Source organism: Candidatus Manganitrophaceae bacterium, assembly GCA_016200325.1.
GTDB lineage: Bacteria > Nitrospirota > Nitrospiria > SBBL01 > Manganitrophaceae > Manganitrophus.
This window is the reverse complement of sequence record JACQEZ010000019.1, coordinates 426,936-445,499: the sequence shown is the minus strand read 5'-3', so window position 1 is coordinate 445,499 and position 18,564 is coordinate 426,936. Positions and strand designations below refer to the sequence as shown.

17 protein-coding genes and 2 riboswitches are annotated in these 18,564 nt (G+C 59.0%); of the genes, 11 read left to right on the top strand and 6 right to left on the bottom strand.

Going from position 1 to position 18,564, the window contains the following annotated elements:
- Positions 1–37: 37 nt before the first annotated feature.
- Positions 38–1,288 carry an imidazolonepropionase gene (locus tag HY282_17025; protein ID MBI3805453.1) on the top strand — a complete coding sequence of 417 codons (1,251 nt, stop codon included), beginning with the start codon at positions 38–40 and terminating at the stop codon, positions 1,286–1,288.
- Positions 1,289–1,632: 344 nt separating this feature from the next.
- On the opposite strand, the gene HY282_17020 is transcribed toward HY282_17025, so the two are convergent.
- From HY282_17020 to HY282_16995, 6 genes are read right to left on the bottom strand one after another with little or no spacing between them, the layout of a single operon-like run.
- The gene (locus tag HY282_17020) at positions 1,633–2,082 is read right to left on the bottom strand and encodes a cobalamin B12-binding domain-containing protein (GenBank protein ID MBI3805452.1); all 450 of its coding nucleotides are present in this window, start codon (positions 2,080–2,082) and stop codon (positions 1,633–1,635) included.
- Positions 2,075–2,917, bottom strand: coding sequence for an MBL fold metallo-hydrolase (locus tag HY282_17015; protein MBI3805451.1), 843 nt, complete (start codon positions 2,915–2,917; stop codon positions 2,075–2,077). Before HY282_17015 ends, HY282_17020 begins: the two co-directional genes overlap by 8 nt.
- 1 nt (position 2,918) lies before the next feature.
- Entirely contained in the window at positions 2,919–4,526 is a 1,608-nt protein-coding gene (locus tag HY282_17010; protein ID MBI3805450.1) for a methylmalonyl-CoA mutase family protein, read from the bottom strand.
- Positions 4,523–5,671: an acyl-CoA dehydrogenase gene (locus tag HY282_17005; GenBank protein ID MBI3805449.1), complete on the bottom strand. Its 1,149-nt coding sequence runs from the start codon at positions 5,669–5,671 to the stop codon at positions 4,523–4,525. The genes HY282_17010 and HY282_17005 overlap by 4 nt, the downstream gene beginning before the upstream one ends.
- Entirely contained in the window at positions 5,668–6,549 is an 882-nt protein-coding gene (locus HY282_17000) for a 3-hydroxybutyryl-CoA dehydrogenase (protein MBI3805448.1), read from the bottom strand. The genes HY282_17005 and HY282_17000 overlap by 4 nt, the downstream gene beginning before the upstream one ends.
- Positions 6,550–6,578: 29 nt before the next feature.
- Entirely contained in the window at positions 6,579–7,769 is a 1,191-nt protein-coding gene (locus tag HY282_16995; GenBank protein MBI3805447.1) for a thiolase family protein, read from the bottom strand.
- 150 nt (positions 7,770–7,919) lie between these two features.
- On the opposite strand from HY282_16995, the gene pdhA reads away from it, so the two are divergent.
- The 10 genes from pdhA (at position 7,920) to cobS (ending at position 18,530) form a co-directional block, all read left to right on the top strand.
- Entirely contained in the window at positions 7,920–9,011 is a 1,092-nt protein-coding gene (pdhA, locus tag HY282_16990; protein MBI3805446.1) for a pyruvate dehydrogenase (acetyl-transferring) E1 component subunit alpha, read from the top strand.
- Positions 9,008–9,985, top strand: a complete 978-nt coding sequence (locus HY282_16985) for an alpha-ketoacid dehydrogenase subunit beta (protein ID MBI3805445.1) — start codon at positions 9,008–9,010, stop codon at positions 9,983–9,985. Before pdhA ends, HY282_16985 begins: the two co-directional genes overlap by 4 nt.
- 2 nt (positions 9,986–9,987) lie before the next feature.
- A complete protein-coding gene (locus tag HY282_16980) occupies positions 9,988–11,208 on the top strand; it encodes a 2-oxo acid dehydrogenase subunit E2 (protein MBI3805444.1) in 1,221 nt (406 codons plus the stop codon).
- A 238-nt stretch (positions 11,209–11,446) separates the two neighbouring features.
- Positions 11,447–12,535 carry a type IV pilus twitching motility protein PilT gene (locus HY282_16975; protein MBI3805443.1) on the top strand — a complete coding sequence of 363 codons (1,089 nt, stop codon included), beginning with the start codon at positions 11,447–11,449 and terminating at the stop codon, positions 12,533–12,535.
- Positions 12,528–12,977, top strand: coding sequence for a hypothetical protein (locus HY282_16970; protein MBI3805442.1), 450 nt, complete (start codon positions 12,528–12,530; stop codon positions 12,975–12,977). The genes HY282_16975 and HY282_16970 overlap by 8 nt, the downstream gene beginning before the upstream one ends.
- Positions 12,978–13,059: 82 nt before the next feature.
- A riboswitch (cobalamin riboswitch) is annotated at positions 13,060–13,261 on the top strand.
- Between the two features lie 121 nt (positions 13,262–13,382).
- Positions 13,383–13,680, top strand: a riboswitch (cobalamin riboswitch).
- A gap of 21 nt (positions 13,681–13,701) precedes the next feature.
- On the top strand, positions 13,702–15,585 hold the full coding sequence (locus HY282_16965) for a TonB-dependent receptor (protein MBI3805441.1): 1,884 nt from the start codon (positions 13,702–13,704) through the stop codon (positions 15,583–15,585).
- A 14-nt stretch (positions 15,586–15,599) separates the two neighbouring features.
- On the top strand, positions 15,600–16,187 hold the full coding sequence (locus HY282_16960) for a hypothetical protein (protein MBI3805440.1): 588 nt from the start codon (positions 15,600–15,602) through the stop codon (positions 16,185–16,187).
- Positions 16,188–16,195: 8 nt separating this feature from the next.
- On the top strand, positions 16,196–16,726 hold the full coding sequence (cobU, locus tag HY282_16955) for a bifunctional adenosylcobinamide kinase/adenosylcobinamide-phosphate guanylyltransferase (protein MBI3805439.1): 531 nt from the start codon (positions 16,196–16,198) through the stop codon (positions 16,724–16,726).
- A complete protein-coding gene (cobT, locus tag HY282_16950; GenBank protein ID MBI3805438.1) occupies positions 16,723–17,781 on the top strand; it encodes a nicotinate-nucleotide--dimethylbenzimidazole phosphoribosyltransferase in 1,059 nt (352 codons plus the stop codon). Before cobU ends, cobT begins: the two co-directional genes overlap by 4 nt.
- Positions 17,782–17,789: 8 nt before the next feature.
- Positions 17,790–18,530 (top strand): adenosylcobinamide-GDP ribazoletransferase, encoded by a 741-nt coding sequence (cobS, locus tag HY282_16945; GenBank protein MBI3805437.1) that lies wholly within the window; start codon positions 17,790–17,792, stop codon positions 18,528–18,530.
- Positions 18,531–18,564: the final 34 nt, after the last annotated feature.

Sequence of the window (18,564 nt, the reverse complement as noted above, 5' to 3'; positions counted from 1 at the left end):
GATGGTTTCACGTTGCATTTTATGAGAGGAGAGGACCATGACCCCGGTCTTTGATCTGGCGATCGTCGGCTGTGGCGAACTCCTCACCGTCGCCTCTCCCGGCGGGCCCAAGCGCGGGCCGGCGCTCTCCGAGGTTGGGTTGATTCGAAACGGGGTGGTGGCGACCTCCCGTGGAAAGATTGCTTGGGTCGGTACGCAGAAGGAGTACCGCAGAAAGGGCCCGGCCCGGCGGGAGATCGATGCGGAAGGGAGCGTCGTCCTGCCGGGCTTTGTCGATCCACACACCCATGCCGTTTTCGCCGGCAGCCGCGAAGGAGAATGGGCCGAGAAACTACGCGGGGTTCCTTATCTAGAGATCCTCAAGAGAGGAGGGGGCATCCTCCGCACGGTCGAAGCGACCCGGACCGCCTCGTTGAAGTCGCTGACGGAGCGGGCCGAGGCCTATCTGAAGAAGATGCTTGCCTGCGGGACGACGACGGTCGAAATCAAAAGCGGCTATGGTCTCGATCTTCAAAACGAAGTCAAGATCTTGAAAGTCATCGCGCAATTGCAAAAACGGCTGCCGCTCGATCTCGTTCCGACTTTCTTAGGAGCCCATGCAATTCCAAAGGAGTATGCCGATCGGCCGGAGGCCTATGTCGATCAGGTCGTCGAGATGCTCCCGTCGGTTCGATCTCGGGCGGCGTTCTGCGACGTCTTCTGTGAGGAGGGGGCGTTCAGCTATCAGCAAAGCCGGCGCGTGTTAAAGGCGGCCCGGCAGAATCAATTTGGAATCAAGCTTCATGCGGGAGAGTTCTCCGATCAAGGGGGGGTGCGCCTGGCGGCGGAGTTCGGTGCGCGGTCGGTCGATCATCTCGATCATATTCGGCCGGACGAGGTGCCGCTGCTCGCGGAGAGCGGCGCGGTCGGGGTGCTGTTGCCGGGGGTCTCTCATTTTTTAGGGGCGGCCTCTTTTCCGCCGGTGCGGGCGTTGGTGGAGGGGGGGGTGCCGGTTGCGTTGGCGACCGATTTTAATCCCGGCTCGTCCCCCTGTCTTTCGATGCAAGAAATCATTCATCTGGCGGTGCGCGATTTTAAGCTCACGGCGGCGGAGGCGATTTCTGCGGCGACGATCAATGCGGCGCATGCGGTGGGGCTGGAGGCCCAGGTCGGGAGCTTGGAGGTGGGGAAGCAGGCGGACCTGTTGATTCTCGATCTGGAGCATTATGAGCAGCTCCCTTATTTCTTTGGGGTCAATCATGTGGAGCAGGTTTTGAAGAAGGGGAAGGTCGTTTATTCGGGGCGCTGATTTCTAGGGGAAGGTTCGAGGGTCGTGGGGTTTCACCCCAAACCCCACCGTGGGGGCGCCTCGTCGCGCCCCCTCCGGCTTCCCCAGACGCCGGGGGTGGAACCCCCTGGCCCCCCTGCGGCCGAACTCGGCGCGACCGCACATAAAGCAGTGCGGACTGCGCCTCAGACATGCGCCCTGAAAGGGTAGATGGAAACGTTTGATCAAAAACGCAGTAGAGTGGCGGACACAGGACCTCCTCGACGCGCAGGCGCTTTGAAGAAGACCGAGTTCAGCAGTCAGCTTGAGGTTTTAATCTTTTAGCCAATGGCTGACCGTTCTTTCCTCTCCTTCACTCTGCACTCTTATCTTTTGAGTTCTTTTACAAATCGGACGATTTCTTCTAGCGGTGTGCCGGGGGTGAAGATTTCGCGGACCCCCTTTTTTTTGAGGTCGCGGATGTCTTCTTCCGGGATGATGCCGCCGCCGAAGAGGGCGATGTCGGTGGCCTTCTCTTTTTTTAGCAGCCTGAGGACCTCTTGGAAGAGGGTCATGTGGGCGGCGGAGTGGAGGGAGAGGCCGATGGCGTCGACATCTTCTTGGATTGCCGAGAGGACGATTTCGGCGGGGGTGTGATGGAGGCCGAGATAGATCACTTCAATTCCGCCGTCACGCAGCGCGCGGGCGACCACCTTGACCCCTCGATCATGTCCGTCGAGACCGATCTTGGCGAGCAGCACCCGCTTTCGCCATTCGACCGGTTTTTGTCGAGTGGATGATTTTGACGAAGTCCGCTGGGTTGCGGTTTTAGCCATACGAAACCTCCTCCAGCGTGTATCGTCCCTCTTTTTTGTTCAGGTAGCCGATCCTAATTTTGGGGTCATGTTGAAAAATGAGGAGCCAATGCTCTTCATACGCCTGCTCCAACAATTGCCGCTTTGTCTCCAGCGTGGTGAGGGGGAAGAGATCATAGCCCATGATGTAGGGGAGAGGGAGATGGGCGGCGGTCGGGATTAGATCGCCGATGAAGAGCGCTTTCTCGCCATTCGATTCGATCAGGACCGATTGATGGTGCGCGGTGTGGCCGGGGGTGCGGACGACCGAGATCCCTTTGAGGATTTCGGAGTCTCCTTCGAGGAGATCGAGCCGCCCCTCTTTCGGCAAGACTTCATAATTCTCAAGGAGATAACTTCCGCGGGTCCGCTCGTTAAAGGTATTGGCGAACTCCCACTCCCCTTTCTGGATGAAATAAGTTGCCCGTGGAAAGGTCGGGTGGATGTGGCCCCGCTCGTCGCGCCGGGTGTTTCCGCCGGCGTGATCGAAGTGAAAGTGGGTGTTGATGACCAATCCGATGTCGGCGGGGGAGAGGTGGTTCCGGCCGAGCGATTCTTCGATCGACGGGGTCCGGCTCACCGCGTAGATCTCATTGAACTTCGCATCCCCTTTGTTCCCGATGCCGGTGTCGATCAAAATATTTTTTCCGTGCGCCCGGACGAGGAGGACGCCGAGCTCCAGGTGAATCCGGTTTCGCGCGTCGGCCGGATGGTGCTTTTCCCAAAGGACCTTCGGGACGACGCCGAACATCGCCCCGCCGTCGAGTCGAAAGGTGCCGTCTGTCAAGGGTTCAATTTCAAAGGCGCCGAGTTTCATTTCAAAACGAGACCGTTTCGCGGTACTCGCCCCAGACTTTTCTGAAAACGTCGGAGATCTCCCCGACCGTTGCGCAGGCCCGAACCGCGTCGAGGATCAGCGGCATCAGATAGGCGTCGGCCTGCGCGGCCGCGGTGAGCCGCTGCAAAGCGCGTTGAAGTTTTTTTTCATCCCGCGCTGCTTTGACCTTCTTCAGCCGAGCGACCTGTCGCCGCTCGACATCGCCGGTGACTTTTAGAATCTCGATTTGCCGCGCCTCTTTTTCGACGAACGCATTCAGGCCGACGATCAGCCGTTCCTTCCGGTCGATCTCCTCCTGATAGGCGACGGCGGCGCGGTGGATCTCCTGCTGCGGGAATCCCTTCTCGATGGCGCGAAGCATCCCCCCCATCGCGTCGAGCTTTTTAAAGTAGCGGCGCGTCTCTTTTTCCATTTGATCGGTCAGCCACTCGATATAATACGATCCGCCGAGCGGGTCGACCGTGTGGGCGACGCCGGTCTCCTGCGCGAGGATCTGCTGGGTCCGAAGGGCGATCGTCACCGCCTCCTGCGTCGGCAGCGCGTAGGTCTCATCCATCGAATTGGTATGGAGAGACTGCGTTCCGCCCAAAACGGCGGCCAGCGCCTGGAGGGCGACCCGGACGATGTTGTTGTAGGGTTGTTGTGCCGTCAGGGTGCAGCCGGCGGTCTGCGTGTGAAAGCGGAGCATCAACGAGTGGGGGTCTTTCGGATGGAAGCGCCGCTTCATCTCGCGCGCCCAGAGCCGCCGGGCGGCGCGGTATTTGGCGATCTCCTCGAAGAAATCGTTGTGGGCATTGAAGAAGAAGGAGAGCCGCGGGGCGAAGGCGTCTACTTTTAAGCCGGATTGAATGGCCGATCCGACGTAGGTCAGTCCATCATAGAGGGTAAAGGCGAGCTCTTGCACCGCGGTCGATCCCGCCTCCCGGATGTGATAACCGGAGATGCTGATCGGGTGAAAGAGCGGGGCCTCCTCCACGCAGAACCGGACCGTGTCGTTGATCAGCTTCAAAGAGGGGGCGGGCGGGGTGATCCACTCTTTCTGAGCGATGTACTCTTTTAAAATGTCATTCTGAAGCGTTCCGCGCAGTTGCTGGAAGGGAACCCCCTGCTTTTCGGCGACGGCGAGGTACATCGCGAAGAGGACGATCGCCGGCGCGTTGATTGTCATCGAGGTGCTGACCCGATCGAGCGGGATATCGTCGAAGAGCCGTTCCATGTCGTGAATCGTGTCGATCGCCACGCCGCACTTTCCGACCTCGCCGAGCGACTTCGAGTGATCGGAGTCATACCCCATCAACGTTGGGAGATCAAACGCGACCGAAAGGCCGGTCTGCCCCTGGCTCAAAAGGTAGTGATAGCGCTCGTTGGTCTCGGCGGCGGAGGCGAAGCCGGAGAACTGCCGCATCGTCCAGAGCTGGCCTCGGTACATCGTCGGATAGACGCCGCGGGTGTAAGGGAATTTTCCAGGTTGATTCAGATCGTTCTGAGGATCGAGGGATCGGGTCGATCGGTCGGTGTAGAGCCGGTCGATTTCGATGTTGGAGAGGTTGGTAAATTTAGGTTGACGTTCCGTCGTCTTTTTCTTCATCTGACCGATTGCATAAGGTGGCGTGCAATGACCATCCGCTGCACTTCCGACGTCCCCTCATAGAGGGTGGTGATTCGCGCGTCGCGATAAAAGCGCTCGACCGGGAATTCTTTGATAAAGCCGTAGCCGCCGAAGATCTGGACCGCTTTGTAGGCGACCCGGTTGGCCATCTCCGAGGCGTACAGTTTGGCTTGGGCGGCCCACGCTGTCACCGGCCGGCCCTGCTGCCGCATCCAGGCGGCCCGGTGTGTCAACAAACGGGCGGCGTCGATCTCGGTTTTCATGTCGGCGAGCATGGATTGAATCGCCTGAAACTCGGCGATCGGTCGACCGAACTGTTTTCGCTCTTTGGCGTAGGCCACCGCCGCATCGAGCGCCCCCTGCGCGATGCCGAGCGCCTGCGCCGCGATCCCGATCCGGCCGCCGTCGAGGGTCGAGAGGGCGATCTTGAACCCCTCATTTTCGACGCCGAGGAGATTTTCCGCCGGAACCCGGCATTCTTGGAAGATCAGCTCGGCGGTGTCGGAGCCGCGCAATCCCATCTTGTCTTCAATCTTTCCGACGTGAAAGCCGGGGAACGCCTTCTCGACAATAAAGGCCGAGATCCCTTTCTTCCCCCGCGTCGGGTCGGTCACGGCATAGACGATGGCGACATCGGCCTGCTTTCCATTCGTAATAAAGAGCTTGGTCCCGTTGAGGAGGTAATGGCCGCCGTCCCGGCGCGCCCGGGTCGCAATTCCCCCGGCGTCGGAGCCGGCGCCCGGTTCGGTCAGCGCATAACAGCCGAGAAGCCGCCCCTGTGCGAGGGGAGCGAGGTATTTTTGCTTCTGCGCGGGGTTCCCGAAACGATGAATCGGGTCACACGCAAGCGAATTGTTGACCGTCATGATGACGCCGAGGGAGGCCCATGCTTTGGAGACCTCTTCCATCGCTAAAATATAGGTAAGAAGGTCCATCCCGGAGCCCCCTTCCTCCACCGGGATAAACGCACCCATCAAGCCCATCTCACCGAGCGCCTTCACGAGCGCATGGGGGAATTCCGAGGCGGCATCCATCTTAGCGGCGACCGGCGCGACCTCTTTTTCGATAAATAATTTAATCGTCTCGACCACCATCTGTTGCTCTTCGGTGCGCTGCAGATTCACGGCTTCGATTCCTCTTTGGTTGATTCCTTCCTATATATATAGAAGCCGCGCCCCGATTTTCTCCCGAGGAGACCGGCTTCGACATATTTCCGAAGGAGCTGGGCCGGTCGGTACTTGCTGTCCCCGAATTCGGTGTAGAGGACCTCCATGATGTCGAGGCAGGTGTCGAGCCCGATCAGGTCGGCGAGCGCGAGCGGACCGATCGGATGGCGTGTGCCGACCGTCATCGCGGTGTCGATGTCTTGCGGCGTGCCGACCCCTTCCATGACGGCGAAGATCGCTTCATTGATCATCGGCATCAGGATACGGTTGATGATAAAACCGGGAGAGTCTTTGGCGACGACGACGGTTTTTCCGAGCTTCTCGACGAAGTGTTTCGCCTGCAGAAAGGTCGCATCGGAAGTCTGCCAGCCGCGGACGATTTCGACCAGATCGATCAGGGGGACCGGGTTCATGAAATGGATCCCGATAAACTTGTCGGGCCGGTGCGTCACGGAGGCGAGCCGGGTGATCGAGATAGAAGAGGTGTTGGTGGCAAAGACCACCTCCTTGGGACAGACGGTATCGAGGACTTCGAACGCCTCCATTTTTACCTCTTCCCGCTCCGGCGCCGCTTCGAGGATCATATGGCAATGGGCCATGTCCTCCAGCCGTGTCGTGATTTTAATGTTCTTCAGGGTCTTCTCACGGAGCCACTCGGTCAGCTTTCCCTTCTTGACCTCCATGTTAAGCCCCTCGGTGATTCGTTCAACCCCGGTCTCTAGGTACTTCGGTTCAAGGTCATAGAGGAGGACATGGTATCCCGCGGTGGCGACGATCTGCGTAATGCCGCTCCCCATCTGTCCTGCGCCGACCACGCCAATAATGCTTACTTCCATTCAACCTTCCTCACAATCGAATTGAGCTGTTATTTTTTACCGACGCGACGGGTAATCAACATCGCGACCGCTTCTCCCCCGCCGATGCAGAGGCTGGCGACGCCTCGGGAGAGGTCGAGGTCTTCTAATAGATGAATCAAGGTGGTCAGGATGCGCGCCCCGCTCGCGCCGATCGGATGACCGAGGGCGATCGCCCCCCCGCGGCGGTTCACCTTCTGCGGATCAATTCCGAGGTCGCGGATCACGGCGATCGACGAGGCGGCGAACGCCTCATTGATCTCGAAGAGGTCGATCTCCGAGGGGGTCAGGTGATGTTTCTTCAAGAGGGCGGCAATCGCCGCCGCCGGCGCGACGGTGAAGCGGGCCGGTGCGGTTGCCGCCATGGTATATCCGACGATTTCGGCGCGGGGGGAGATTCCGAGACGCGCGGCCCCTTCGCCCGACATCAGGACGGTCGCGGCGGCGCCGTCGCTGAGGGAAGAGGCATTCCCCGCCGTCACTTTCCCCCCGCCCTCAAACGCCGGTTTGAGCTTGCGGAGTTTTTCGAAGTCGGCCCGCTTCGGCTCTTCGTCTTCTGCGAAGGTCGTCGGTCCTTTACGGCCGGCGATCTCAATCGGCGCGATCTCTTTTTTGAAATCTCCCTGCTGCTGGGCCGCTATCGCGCGCCGGTAACTCTCGGCGGCGAGGTCATCCATCTCCGTGCGACTCAGATGATATTCTTCGGCGCATCGCTCCGCGGCGACCCCCATGTGGAAGTCATTGTAGACATCCCAGAGCCCGTCTTTAATCAAGCTGTCGACCAACGTCCCATGGCCGAGCCGGTAGCCCGACCGGGCGCGCTCCAACAGATACGGGGCATTCGTCATGCTCTCCATGCCGCCTGCGGCGATAATGTTCGCATCGCCGAGCGCGATTGACTGCGCGCCGATCATGACCGCTTTCAGCCCGGAGCCGCAGACTTTGTTAATCGTCGTGCAGGGGACGGTGTCGGTGAGGCCGGCGCCGAGGGCCGCCTGTCGCGCCGGGGCCTGTCCGAGTCCGGCGGAGAGAACATTTCCCATGATCACTTCATCGACCTGCCCCGGTTGGAGCCCTGCACGCGCAACCGCGGCTGCAATCACACGGCTGCCGAGCGCTGTCGCAGAGAGGGAACCGAGCGCGCCTTGGAAGGCCCCGATCGCCGTTCGGACGGCGCTGACGATGACAACTTTTTGCGTCATGAAAAGTGCTCCTGAATCCAAACGTCATTATAACACAACCCCCTCTCTTCTCAAGCGGCCCGCAGTGTGCGATGATCGCTTCTGATCAGGCGGGTGAAGGCAAATGAAAGAGAGGTTGTGTTATAATTAATTCAGCGTGAAGGAGGGTGAATGCCGAAGAAAGTGCTTCATCAATTCAAGGTTGAATTTCTTCAAATTTTAGACGAAGCGGGCCGGGTCGATCGAGACCTCTGGTCCGGTGTGGATAAAAAGGATGAGAAAGAGGTAAAAGGTTTTTATGAGGCGATGTTGCTCATCCGGACCTTCGATGAGAAGGCGCTGAACCTTCAGCGCGAGGGACGGCTCGGCACCTATGCTTCGGTTCAGGGACAGGAGGCGACCCAGGTCGGCGCCGTGGCGGCCCTCCGTCCCTCCGATTGGGTCTTTCCCGCATTTCGCGAGCCGGGCGTCTCGCTCCTCCGCGGCCTTCCGATGCGAATGATCTATCAATACTGGTCGGGCGACGAGCGGGGAAGCGCCATCCCTGAAGAACAGCATGACTTTCCGATCGCCATCCCGGTTGGGACGCACATCCCGCAGGCGGTCGGCGCCGCCTGGGCGGCCCAATTTAAGAACGATCCGGTTGCGGTCGTCACCTTCTTCGGCGATGGGGCGACCTCGAAAGGGGACTTTCACGAAGGGCTGAACTTCGCCGGCGTCTTCCGTCTTCCGATCGTCTTCATCTGTCAGAACAACCATTGGGCCATCTCGGTGCCGCTCTCTCGTCAGACCGCTTCGGCGACGCTGGCGCAGAAGGCGATTGCCTATGGGTTCGAGGGGATTCAGGTTGACGGCAATGATGTCTTCGCCGTCCACACCGCGGTGAAGCAGGCGCTCGATAAAGCGCGGAGCGGTGGCGGTCCCACCTTCATTGAGTGTTTCACCTATCGCCTCAGCGATCACACGACCGCCGATGATGCGTCTCGCTACCGGAGCCCGCAAGAGGTGACGGCGTGGCGGAAGAAAGACCCGCTCATTCGGCTGCGCGCCTTTATCGCGCAGGAGTATGGGTGGTCGGAATCGGATGAGCAAGCGGCCCGCCGTCAGGCGCAGGAGCGGGTCGCCGCGGCGGTCCATGAATTCGAATCGGTTAGCCCCCTGAATCCGGAAGGGATGTTCGATTTCCTCTTTGCACATCCGACCCCGGATCTCCTTCGACAAAAAGAGCGACTCCTCAAAAAACTAAAAAAGGAGAAAGAGTGAGCAAGCTCAACCTGGTCCAAGCAATCAACCAGGCGCTTCGCCATGAGATGGAGCGCAACCCGAATATGGTCCTCTTGGGGGAAGACATCGGGCGCGACGGCGGTGTCTTTCGGGTGACGGAGGGATTGGTCGATCAATTCGGCGACCGGCGGGTGGTCGACACCCCACTCTCCGAATCGGGAATTGTCGGCGTGGCGATCGGGATGGCGGCCTATGGCCTGACCCCGGTGGTCGAGATTCAGTTCATGGGGTTTCTTTATGCCGCGATGGAGCAGTTGATCTCGCACGCCGCGCGGCTTCGGACCCGCACCCGCGGACGATATACCTGCCCGCTCGTCGTCCGGACCCCTTACGGCGGCGGCATCCATGCGCCGGAGCACCACTCGGAAAGCACCGAGGCGTACTTCGTTCACACCCCTGGCCTGAAGGTGGTGGTCCCGTCGACGCCGGCGGAGGCGAAGGGGCTGCTCCTCTCTTCGCTGCGCGATCCCGATCCGGTTCTCTTTCTTGAGCCGGCCAAGATTTATCGGGCAATTAAAGAAGAGGTGCCGGAGGAGGAGTATCTCATTCCGCTCGGCGAGGCGCGCCTGGTTGCCGAGGGAAAAGATGTGACCCTCATCGCCTGGGGGGCGATGCTCCACCCGACGCTGAAGGCGGCCGATCGGATGGCGGAGAAAGGAATCGAGGCGGAGGTGATCGATCTGCGGACCCTCTCGCCGCTCGACTCCGCAACGATCATTCGATCGGTCGAGAAGACCGGACGTGCCGTGATCATTCACGAAGCGCCCCAGACCTGCGGACTCGGCGCCGAGATTGCCGCTCGCCTCTGTGAGGAGGCGCTCCTGTCGCTGGAGGCGCCGATCGCGCGGGTGACCGGCTTCGACACGCCGATCCCCCTTCCGAAGACGGAGAAATATTATCTCCCCGATGTCGATCAGATCGTCGAGGCGGCCGAACAGGTGGTAGGATTTTAGAGATGCGGAAAGAGTTCAAATTTCCCGATGTCGGAGAAGGGATCACCGAGGGAGAGCTGATCAAGTGGCTCGTCTCCGATGGGGAGTTCGTCAAGGAAGACCAGCCGCTCGTGGAGGTGGAGACCGATAAGGCGGTGGTAACGCTGCCGTCGCCCTACACCGGCAAGGTCGTAGCGTTGAACGGAAAGCCGGGGGAGATCATTCATGTCGGCTCGGTGCTGGTTGTCGTCGAGACCGACGGTTCCCCGATCGCAAAGCCAGCGCCGGAAAAACAGCCGGCGCCGGAAGCGAGAAGAGATGCCGGCTCGGTCGTCGGTCGGCTGACCGAGGCGGAGGAGGAGTTTAAGGTCCGGGCGATTCCGTCGGTTCGGGCCCGGGCAAAAGAATTGGGGGTTGATCTCTCGAAGGTCCGGGGGAGCGGCCCCGGTGGACGTTTGACCCGCGAGGATATTGACCAGGCCGCTCAGATCTCAAAAGGGGTTGCCCCGGCGCCACAATCGGCCGAGGCGAGTCTGCTCGGTCCGATCGAGCGGGTCGCGTTCCGGGGGGTCCGGCGGAGTGCGGCGCGTCGTGTGACCGAGTCTTCCCAAAAGGTGGCGGCGGTCACCTTCACCGATGACGCCGATGTAACTGCGCTCGAGCAGGTCCGCTCCAAAAAGAAGCGGCTCGCTGAGGAGCGCGGCTTTAAACTGACTTATCTTCCCTTCATCGTGAAGGCGGTCGTTGCCGGTCTCAAAGAATATCCTTTCCTCAATGCGACCCTGGACGAAGAGAAAGAAGAGATCCTCCTCAAAAAATATTACAATATCGGGATTGCCGTCGACACGCCCGAAGGGCTGATGGTTCCGGTGGTCAAGCGAGCCGATGAGAAAAGTATTCTCGATCTGGCCAAAGAGATCTCGGCGCTGACCGAGAAAGCCTTCGCCCGTACGGTCGATCTGGCCGATTTGAAGGGCGGGACGTTTACCTTGACGAACTACGGCGTCATCGGCGGGATCTACGGAACGCCGATCGTCAACTATCCCGAGGTCGGAATTCTCGGCCTCGGCAAGATTCAAGACCGGGTGGTGGCCCGGTCGGGAGAGATGGTCGTCCGGAAGATTCTACCGCTCTCCCTCACCTTCGACCACCGCGTGATCTATGGCGCCGAGGGGGCGCGCTTCATGAACACGGTGATTCAACATTTGGAAGATCCCGATTTAATGCTCATCGAAGGCAAATAGCTGCTGCGGAGGGGGCCCCCCCCTGTTCCTCCTCCCAGGGTCCTTCGATACGGCAGGGGCGGTTTGGCGGACCGCCCCTGCTTTTATTTTGCTCTTGTTTTAGGATCAAAACATTTCTTCCATATTCCCACCGAGTATTTATCCTTCACATAAATTACCGTCCTTCATTGCATCCCGCTTGCGGATTTTTCTTCTTATGCTAAGCTTGACTTCGTCTTCGCAGTCTATTGGAGTTCTTATGGCTCAGATCGATCTTCTCTTCAAAGCATTAAGAGAGAAAAAGGGATCGGACCTTCATCTCTCTCCGGGAAATTCCCCCCTCATGCGGGCGGCGGGAGACTTGGTCCCGGTCAACGATAAAAAAATGACCCATGCGGAGAACCAGGCGCTGCTCCATGAAATCATGAACGACGCGCAGAAGCAGGAGTTCGAAAAAACCCGCGATATCGATTTTGCCTATGATGTCCCTGCGCTGGAGGCGCGCTTTCGCGCCAATATTTTTTTCGGCCGCCTCGGCATCTCCGCCGTCTTTCGGATGATCCCGACGCAGATTTTGACGACCGAGCAGCTCGGTCTTCCCCCATCGGTTTTGAAATTCACCCATCTTAAAAAAGGGCTGGTCTTGGTGACCGGCGCGACCGGAAGCGGAAAATCGACCACCCTCGCCGCGATGATCGACCATATCAATCGAACGCAAAAAGAGCATATCCTTACGGTTGAAGACCCGATCGAATTCGTCCATGTCAGCCAGCAATGTCTGATCAATCAACGGGAGGTGGGAAAACATACCAAATCGTTTGCCACCGCGCTGCGGGCAGCCCTTCGAGAAGATCCCGATATTATCCTGGTCGGCGAGATGCGCGACCTGGAGACGATCGAGCTGGCGATCACGGCGGCGGAGACCGGTCATCTCGTTTATGGAACACTCCACACCAGCAGCGCGGCAAAAACGATCGATCGGATCATCAATGTCTTTCCGACGGGCCAGCAGGAGCAGATCCGAGCGATGTTGGCGGAGTCGCTCAAAGGGGTGATTGCCCAGAACCTGTTGAAGACGGTGGATGGAAAGCGCTGCGCCGCGCTGGAAATTATGTCGGTGAACACGGCGGTGTCGAACCTCATCCGGGAAGGAAAGACGTTCCAGATCCCCTCGATTATTCAAACCGGTAAAGGAGAGGGGATGCAGTTGATGGATCAGGCGATTCAAGCGCTGCTCGCCGCCAAGAAAATCACCGTCGAGGAAGCGCATAAATTCGCCGTCAACAAGGCCCTCTTCCCTTTGCCGGGACAGGCCGCCGCCACGCAAGGAGCGCCCGCCCGTGGATGAGCGGAGGATTGAGAAAGAGATCCGCTCGGTTCTGTTCGAGCTCGCCGATGGAAGTGAGGTCGAGGGGGAGGTCTTCCTCCGCCTTTACGAGGCGCATCACGCGGGTCTCCAGAAGATCGGAGATCTTTTAAATGACGAGACGCGGGTGATCCCGTTAAGAACAAAGCGCGAGACCTTGCTGATTAACCGGCGTCATATCGCCCTGGCCAAGGTCGGAGTCGATTTGGAACAGGACGACCTGATGACGCTGGGGAAACAATATACCGTCTCCCTGAAAATGCTCCGGGGAAATGAAATCCGGGGCGACATCTTCGTCAACCTCCCCGAAGGATTCTGCCGCGTCAAAGATTATTTTAATCAGCCGCTTCAATTTTTCCCCCTGGTCCAGTCGGAATACATCCTCTATATCAATCAGAAATTTGTCCTCTCCGTGAGAGATTAACTTCTAGGTACGTTTCCTCGCCCTCCGAAGATTTATTTTTTAGTTGATTTCGTTTCACCTACCTGGTATACAATAGCCTCTCAACACAAGAAACCGTTCAGGTGATCTCGACGCCACGTCGAGATTGAAAAGGGAATCCCGTGCAATTCGGGAGCGGACCCGCCGCTGTAATGGGATGCGAAACCGGCCATGCACCACTGTCCTAAGCTTAGCGAAGGACGGGAAGGGGCCGGGAGTAAGGTCATCCCAAAGCCAGAAGACCTGCCTGAGTGGAAAGAACACCTGTCTGCGATGGTCAAGACAGGAGGGTGGACTCATTCTATCCCCTCCTTCCATCGGCCATTGGAAGGCGGGGATTTTTTTTGGATAGAAAGCGATACGTATTCAGCTTTAAAGCGGAGCGCTCCCAGCGGAGCGCTGATTGTTTCTTAAATAACTTAAAGGGTTGATTGGGAAAGCGGTGAGAGACCGCTGCTGCCCCGCAACTGTGATGGGAACGAAACCACAACGGCCACTGTCCGAGTAAAGCGAGCATTTGGCTTCGCCAATGCGAGCGCGGGCGTGGGGCATCGGAGGATGAAGTGGCGCCGCATTTGCGCCTCTTCACCGCACGGGCCCCACATTCGCCCACATTTGATGGATGGGAAGGCGTGGGAGTAGGTTGCCCTCAGCCAGGAGACCGGGCCCTTTAGGATCACATTTCACCTTTCGAAGGGAGAGGTACATGACCCCGTTCCATCGCCGTGTTTTGCTCTGTTCATTTCTCGTTTTGATCACCGTCGGCACCCGAGTTGGCGCAGAAGAAACATCCCCTGAAGAGATTCCAACCTTTCCTCCCGTCGTCGTGACGGCGACGCTGACAGAGGTGCCGCTGCGCGAGTCGGCCGCCTCCGTCACCATTATCGATCAGAAGACGATTGAAGAAAAACATCTGATCACCGTCGCCGATGCGCTCCGCGAAGTGCCGGGGCTCGATGTGGTGGCGCAGGGGGGACTCGGGGCGACGACCTCGGTCTTCACCCGCGGGACCAACTCCGCCCATACGCTGGTCCTGATCGATGGGGTCCCGGTGAACAACCCCACCTCGGGCGCGTTCGATTTTTCCGATCTGACGGTCGATAACATCGAGCGGATTGAGGTGATTCGCGGCCCGCAGAGTACCTTGTATGGATCGGACGCGATCGGCGGGGTGATCCAAATTTTTACGAAGAAGGGACAAGGTCCCCCAACGACGTCTCTATCGGTCGAGGCGGGGGCTTATCATACCTTTCGGGAGAACGCCGGCGTGAGCGGATCGACTGAGCGGTTTGACTATTCGCTTTCTGCGGGACGGATAGACAGCCGGGGATTTTCTCGAGCGGACCGGCGCGCCGGCAATGCCGAAGACGACGGATATGAGAACACCACCCTCTCGACCAGACTGGGATTCGATCTCACCGAGAAGACACGCATTGAATGGACGGCGCGTTATACCCATTCGGAAAGTGATCTGGATGGCTGTGATCCGGTGACCTTCGTCTGTCCGGTCGATATTCCCAACTTCGTTCAAAAAGATCGATTATGGGTGACCGCGCTCGGCCTGACGACGACGCTCGTCGACGGATGGAAGCAGCATTTAAAAATGGGGTATGACACCGATCAGCTTCGGTTGTCCGATCCTGATCCGGCCGATGTCTTCAACAATGCAAAGTTCGACACGTCGCGAAAGTGGTTGGATTGGAGACACGACCTCGCCGTCAGCCGCCAGGATCTGGTAACCGTTGGTTATGAGTATCAGTCGCAACAGGGCAAGAGCGAGGGAAGCTTCGACGAAGCGACCGTCAACAACGCCTTTTATGCGTTTAACCAATTCCGCCCGCTCCCTTTTATTCTCAACCTGGGGCTCCGTTATGACCATAACAATCGGTACGGCGATGCGACGACCTACAAGATTGAGACGGCCTATTTAATCGACGCAACGCAGAGCAAGGTTCGAGCCGCTTATGGAACCGGCTTTCATGGTCCGACGATCAATGACCTCTTCTTTCCAAATTTTAGCAATCCGAATCTCGATCCGGAACGGAGCCGGAGTGTGGAAGTCGGCTTTGAGCAGTCGCTCTCGAATGAGCGGGTGCATCTCAACGTCACCTATTTTCAGAATCGGATCCGAGATCTGATCGTTTTTGTTTTCGATCCGACCACTTTCATCGGGGCTCCCGAGAACGTCGCTCGGGCCAAGATCAACGGGTGGGAGTTTGAGGTCTCGGCGAAACCGATCGAGAGGGTTTTGCTCTCGGCCAATTACACCCTGATGAACACAGAGGACGAGGAGACCGGGGCGGAGCTGGTTCGACGACCCCGCCACAAAGCCAGCGGGAGCCTCACCGTGCGGCCCATCGACCCCCTTCGCCTGGTGCTCCAGGTTCTCTATGTCGGAAAGCGATTTGATGTCGGACAGATTCCAATGAGCGACTATACCGTCGCCAATCTCGCCGGGACCTACACCCTCAATAAAAATGTCGCCCTCTTCGCCCGACTTGAAAACCTCTCTAATCGGCAATATCAGGAGGTGACCGGTTATGGGACGGCGGGGCGCTCGGGCTATGGCGGCGTCAAGGTGACTTTCTAAGGAGGGAGAAACAGATGAACGGATTCGAAAATAGAAAAACGGCTCTGATTGTTTCCTTGGTGCTTGCAACCTTTATGGCGGCGACCCGCTTTCACCCGATCGGATCGGTGGTGGGGCTCGGTGATGCGTCGCTGGCGGCCTTCTTCCTCTCCGGGTTCTATCTCCAATCGATCTTTTTTCCCGCATTTCTGGCCGAGGCGGCGCTCATTGATTATGCCGCGACGGTCGGCGGCGGAAGTGATTGGTGTATCACGCCGGCCTATCTTTTCCTGATCCCGACCTACGCGACGCTCTGGTGGGCGGGCCGCTGGTATGCGCGGCGGCATCGCTCCGATTGGCAGACCCTGCTGCCGCTCTCTTTGACGCTCTTCGTCAGCGCCAGCACGGCTTTCCTGATTTCAAACGCCAGCTTTTATCTCTTCTCAAAATATTTCGCGGAGATGAGCGTCGTCCAGTATGCGGCGGGGGTGGCCCGATACTATCCTCATTATGTGATGGAGGCCTTCGGCTATGTCGTCTTGGCCGTCTCTCTCCACCTCATCGCCGGCGCGATTCGACGTGCAAGGCAGCCCTTTCCACCGCCGATGCGGGGCGCCTCTTAGTGAAGGGGATGACCTTCATCCTCGGCGGCGCACGTTCCGGCAAGAGCCGATTTGCTCTGGAGCAAGGGGGGCACATTCCGGGCCGTCGGCGCTTCGTCGCCACGGCGCAGCCGATCGATGACGAAATGAGGGAGCGGATCGCGCGGCATCGAGAGGAGCGGGGCGCCGCCTGGGAGACAATCGAGGAGCCGTTTCAGCTCGGCGCCTGCCTGTCCGGCTTGGAAGGAAAGGCTGAGGTCGTGGTGGTCGATTGTGTGACGGTCTGGCTCGGAAATTTGCTCTGCGCTCAGAACGCTCCGATCGATCACGCGCGATCGGCTGATTCGGTGGAAGGGCCGATGCAGACTTTTCTGGAGTGCCTCCCGACCCTTTCTTATCCGCTCATTGTGGTTTCCAACGAGGTGGGAGGAGGGCTGATTCCCGAGACGCCGCTCGGAAGGCGGTTCCGTGAGCTCGCCGGTGTCTTCAATCAACAATTGGCGCGGGTCGCCCGCGACGTCTACTGGATGGTGGCTGGGCTTCCTCAGAAGATCAAATGAATCGGAAAATTCAAAAAACCTTGGAGCAGATCCGGCCGCTCGATCCCGACGGGCACCTCCTGGCGAAAAAGCGGCTCGATCGGCTGACCAAACCGCCCGGCAGCCTCGGCCGATTGGAGGAGCTGGCGGCGTGGTATCTTCACGTGACCGGAAAATCGCCTGTGTTGCCGCTGAAAAAAGTAATCTTCGTCTTTGCCGCCGATCATGGGGTGACGGAGGAAGGGGTCAGCGCCTATCCGAAAGCGGTGACGGCTCAGATGGTCTACAACTTCCTTCGGGGAGGCGCCGCGATCAATGTGCTCGCCCGGCATGTCGGCGCGGAGGTAAGGGTCGTCGACATGGGGGTCGATCATGATTTCGGAGCGCTCCCCGGCCTGCTGGATCGAAAGGTTTCTCGAGGGAGCCACAACATCGCCCAGGGTCCGGCGATGTCGGTCGAAGCGGCCGAGAGAAGCTTGTTGATCGGAATCGAATTGGCCGAAGCGGCGGCGAAGGAAGGGGTTGGTCTCCTCGCCACCGGCGACATGGGGATCGGAAACACGACGCCGAGCGCTGCGATCACGGCGATCTTCACCCGGTCTGACGTCGCGGCGGTCACGGGCCGGGGAACCGGAATCGATGATGCGGCGCTTGAGAAAAAGCGGGCCGTGATTCAACAGGCCCTCGACATCAATCGGCCCGATCGGGCGAATCCGATGGAACTCCTCTCCAAAGTCGGGGGGTACGAGATTGCCGGGATTGCGGGGCTCCTCTTGGGGGCTGCCGCGCATCGGCTCCCCGTCGTGATTGACGGATTCATTTCGACCGCCGGGGCCCTCGTCGCGGCGGCGCTGAAGCCTGAGATCAACCCCTTTTTGCTGGCGGCCCATCGCTCGGCCGAGGCAGGCCATCGGATCGCCTTGGCCACACTGGGGCTCGATCCCCTACTTGATTTAAACATGCGGCTGGGAGAGGGAAGCGGGGCCGCGCTCGGGATCAATCTCGTGGAGGCGTCGCTGCGCATCTTAACCGAAATGGCGACCTTCGATGAAGCGGGTATTTCAGAGAAAGGGTGAGAAAGCGGGTGAGAGATTTCTGGACCGCCGTTTCGGTCTTAACGGTTTTCCCCGCGCGTCGAAACCACGCGGCCCCGCTCCCTGCTTCGGTCCACTATTTCCCGGCCGTCGGATTTCTGATAGGATTCGCCTTAATGGGGACGGCGCGGATGCTCCGGCCGCTCCTCCCCCCCGGACCGCTCGCCGCCCTGATCGTTCTCCTCCTGATGGTGATCACCGGGGGGCTGCATCTCGACGGGCTGGCCGATCTCTGCGACGGCTTGGCGGCCGGCGGCGATCGAGCGCGCATTCTCGCCGTGATGAAGGACAGCCGGATCGGCGCCTTCGGGGTCATGGGACTGATTGTTATTTTGCTCTTGAAGTACGCTCTTTTTTATGAGTTGATCGCCCATGGGGCTCTCTATAGCTTCTTGATTATGGGGACGGTGAGCCGTTGGGCGATGGTCCTCGCCGCTTTCGTCGGACGCTACGCGCGGGAGGAGGGGACCGCCAAGCCGTTTATCGGAAAGATCGGCTGGGGAGAGTGTGCCGTCAGCACCGCTCTGGCGCTGATCTTCGCCTGTGCAATCCGGCCGGTTCCGGGGTTCTTGTCTTTCTTAATCGTTTTGCCGGTCCTCTTTTTTTTGAACCGTCTGCTGGAGGCAAAAATCGGCGGCTGGACCGGCGATGCGCTCGGGGCGTTGAATGAAATCAGCGAGGTACTGGTCCTATTTCTCATCGTGGCGATTTCCCCTCTGATCGAAACATGATGGAGATTCTTTCTTAAACCTTTTCCGGAAGGGG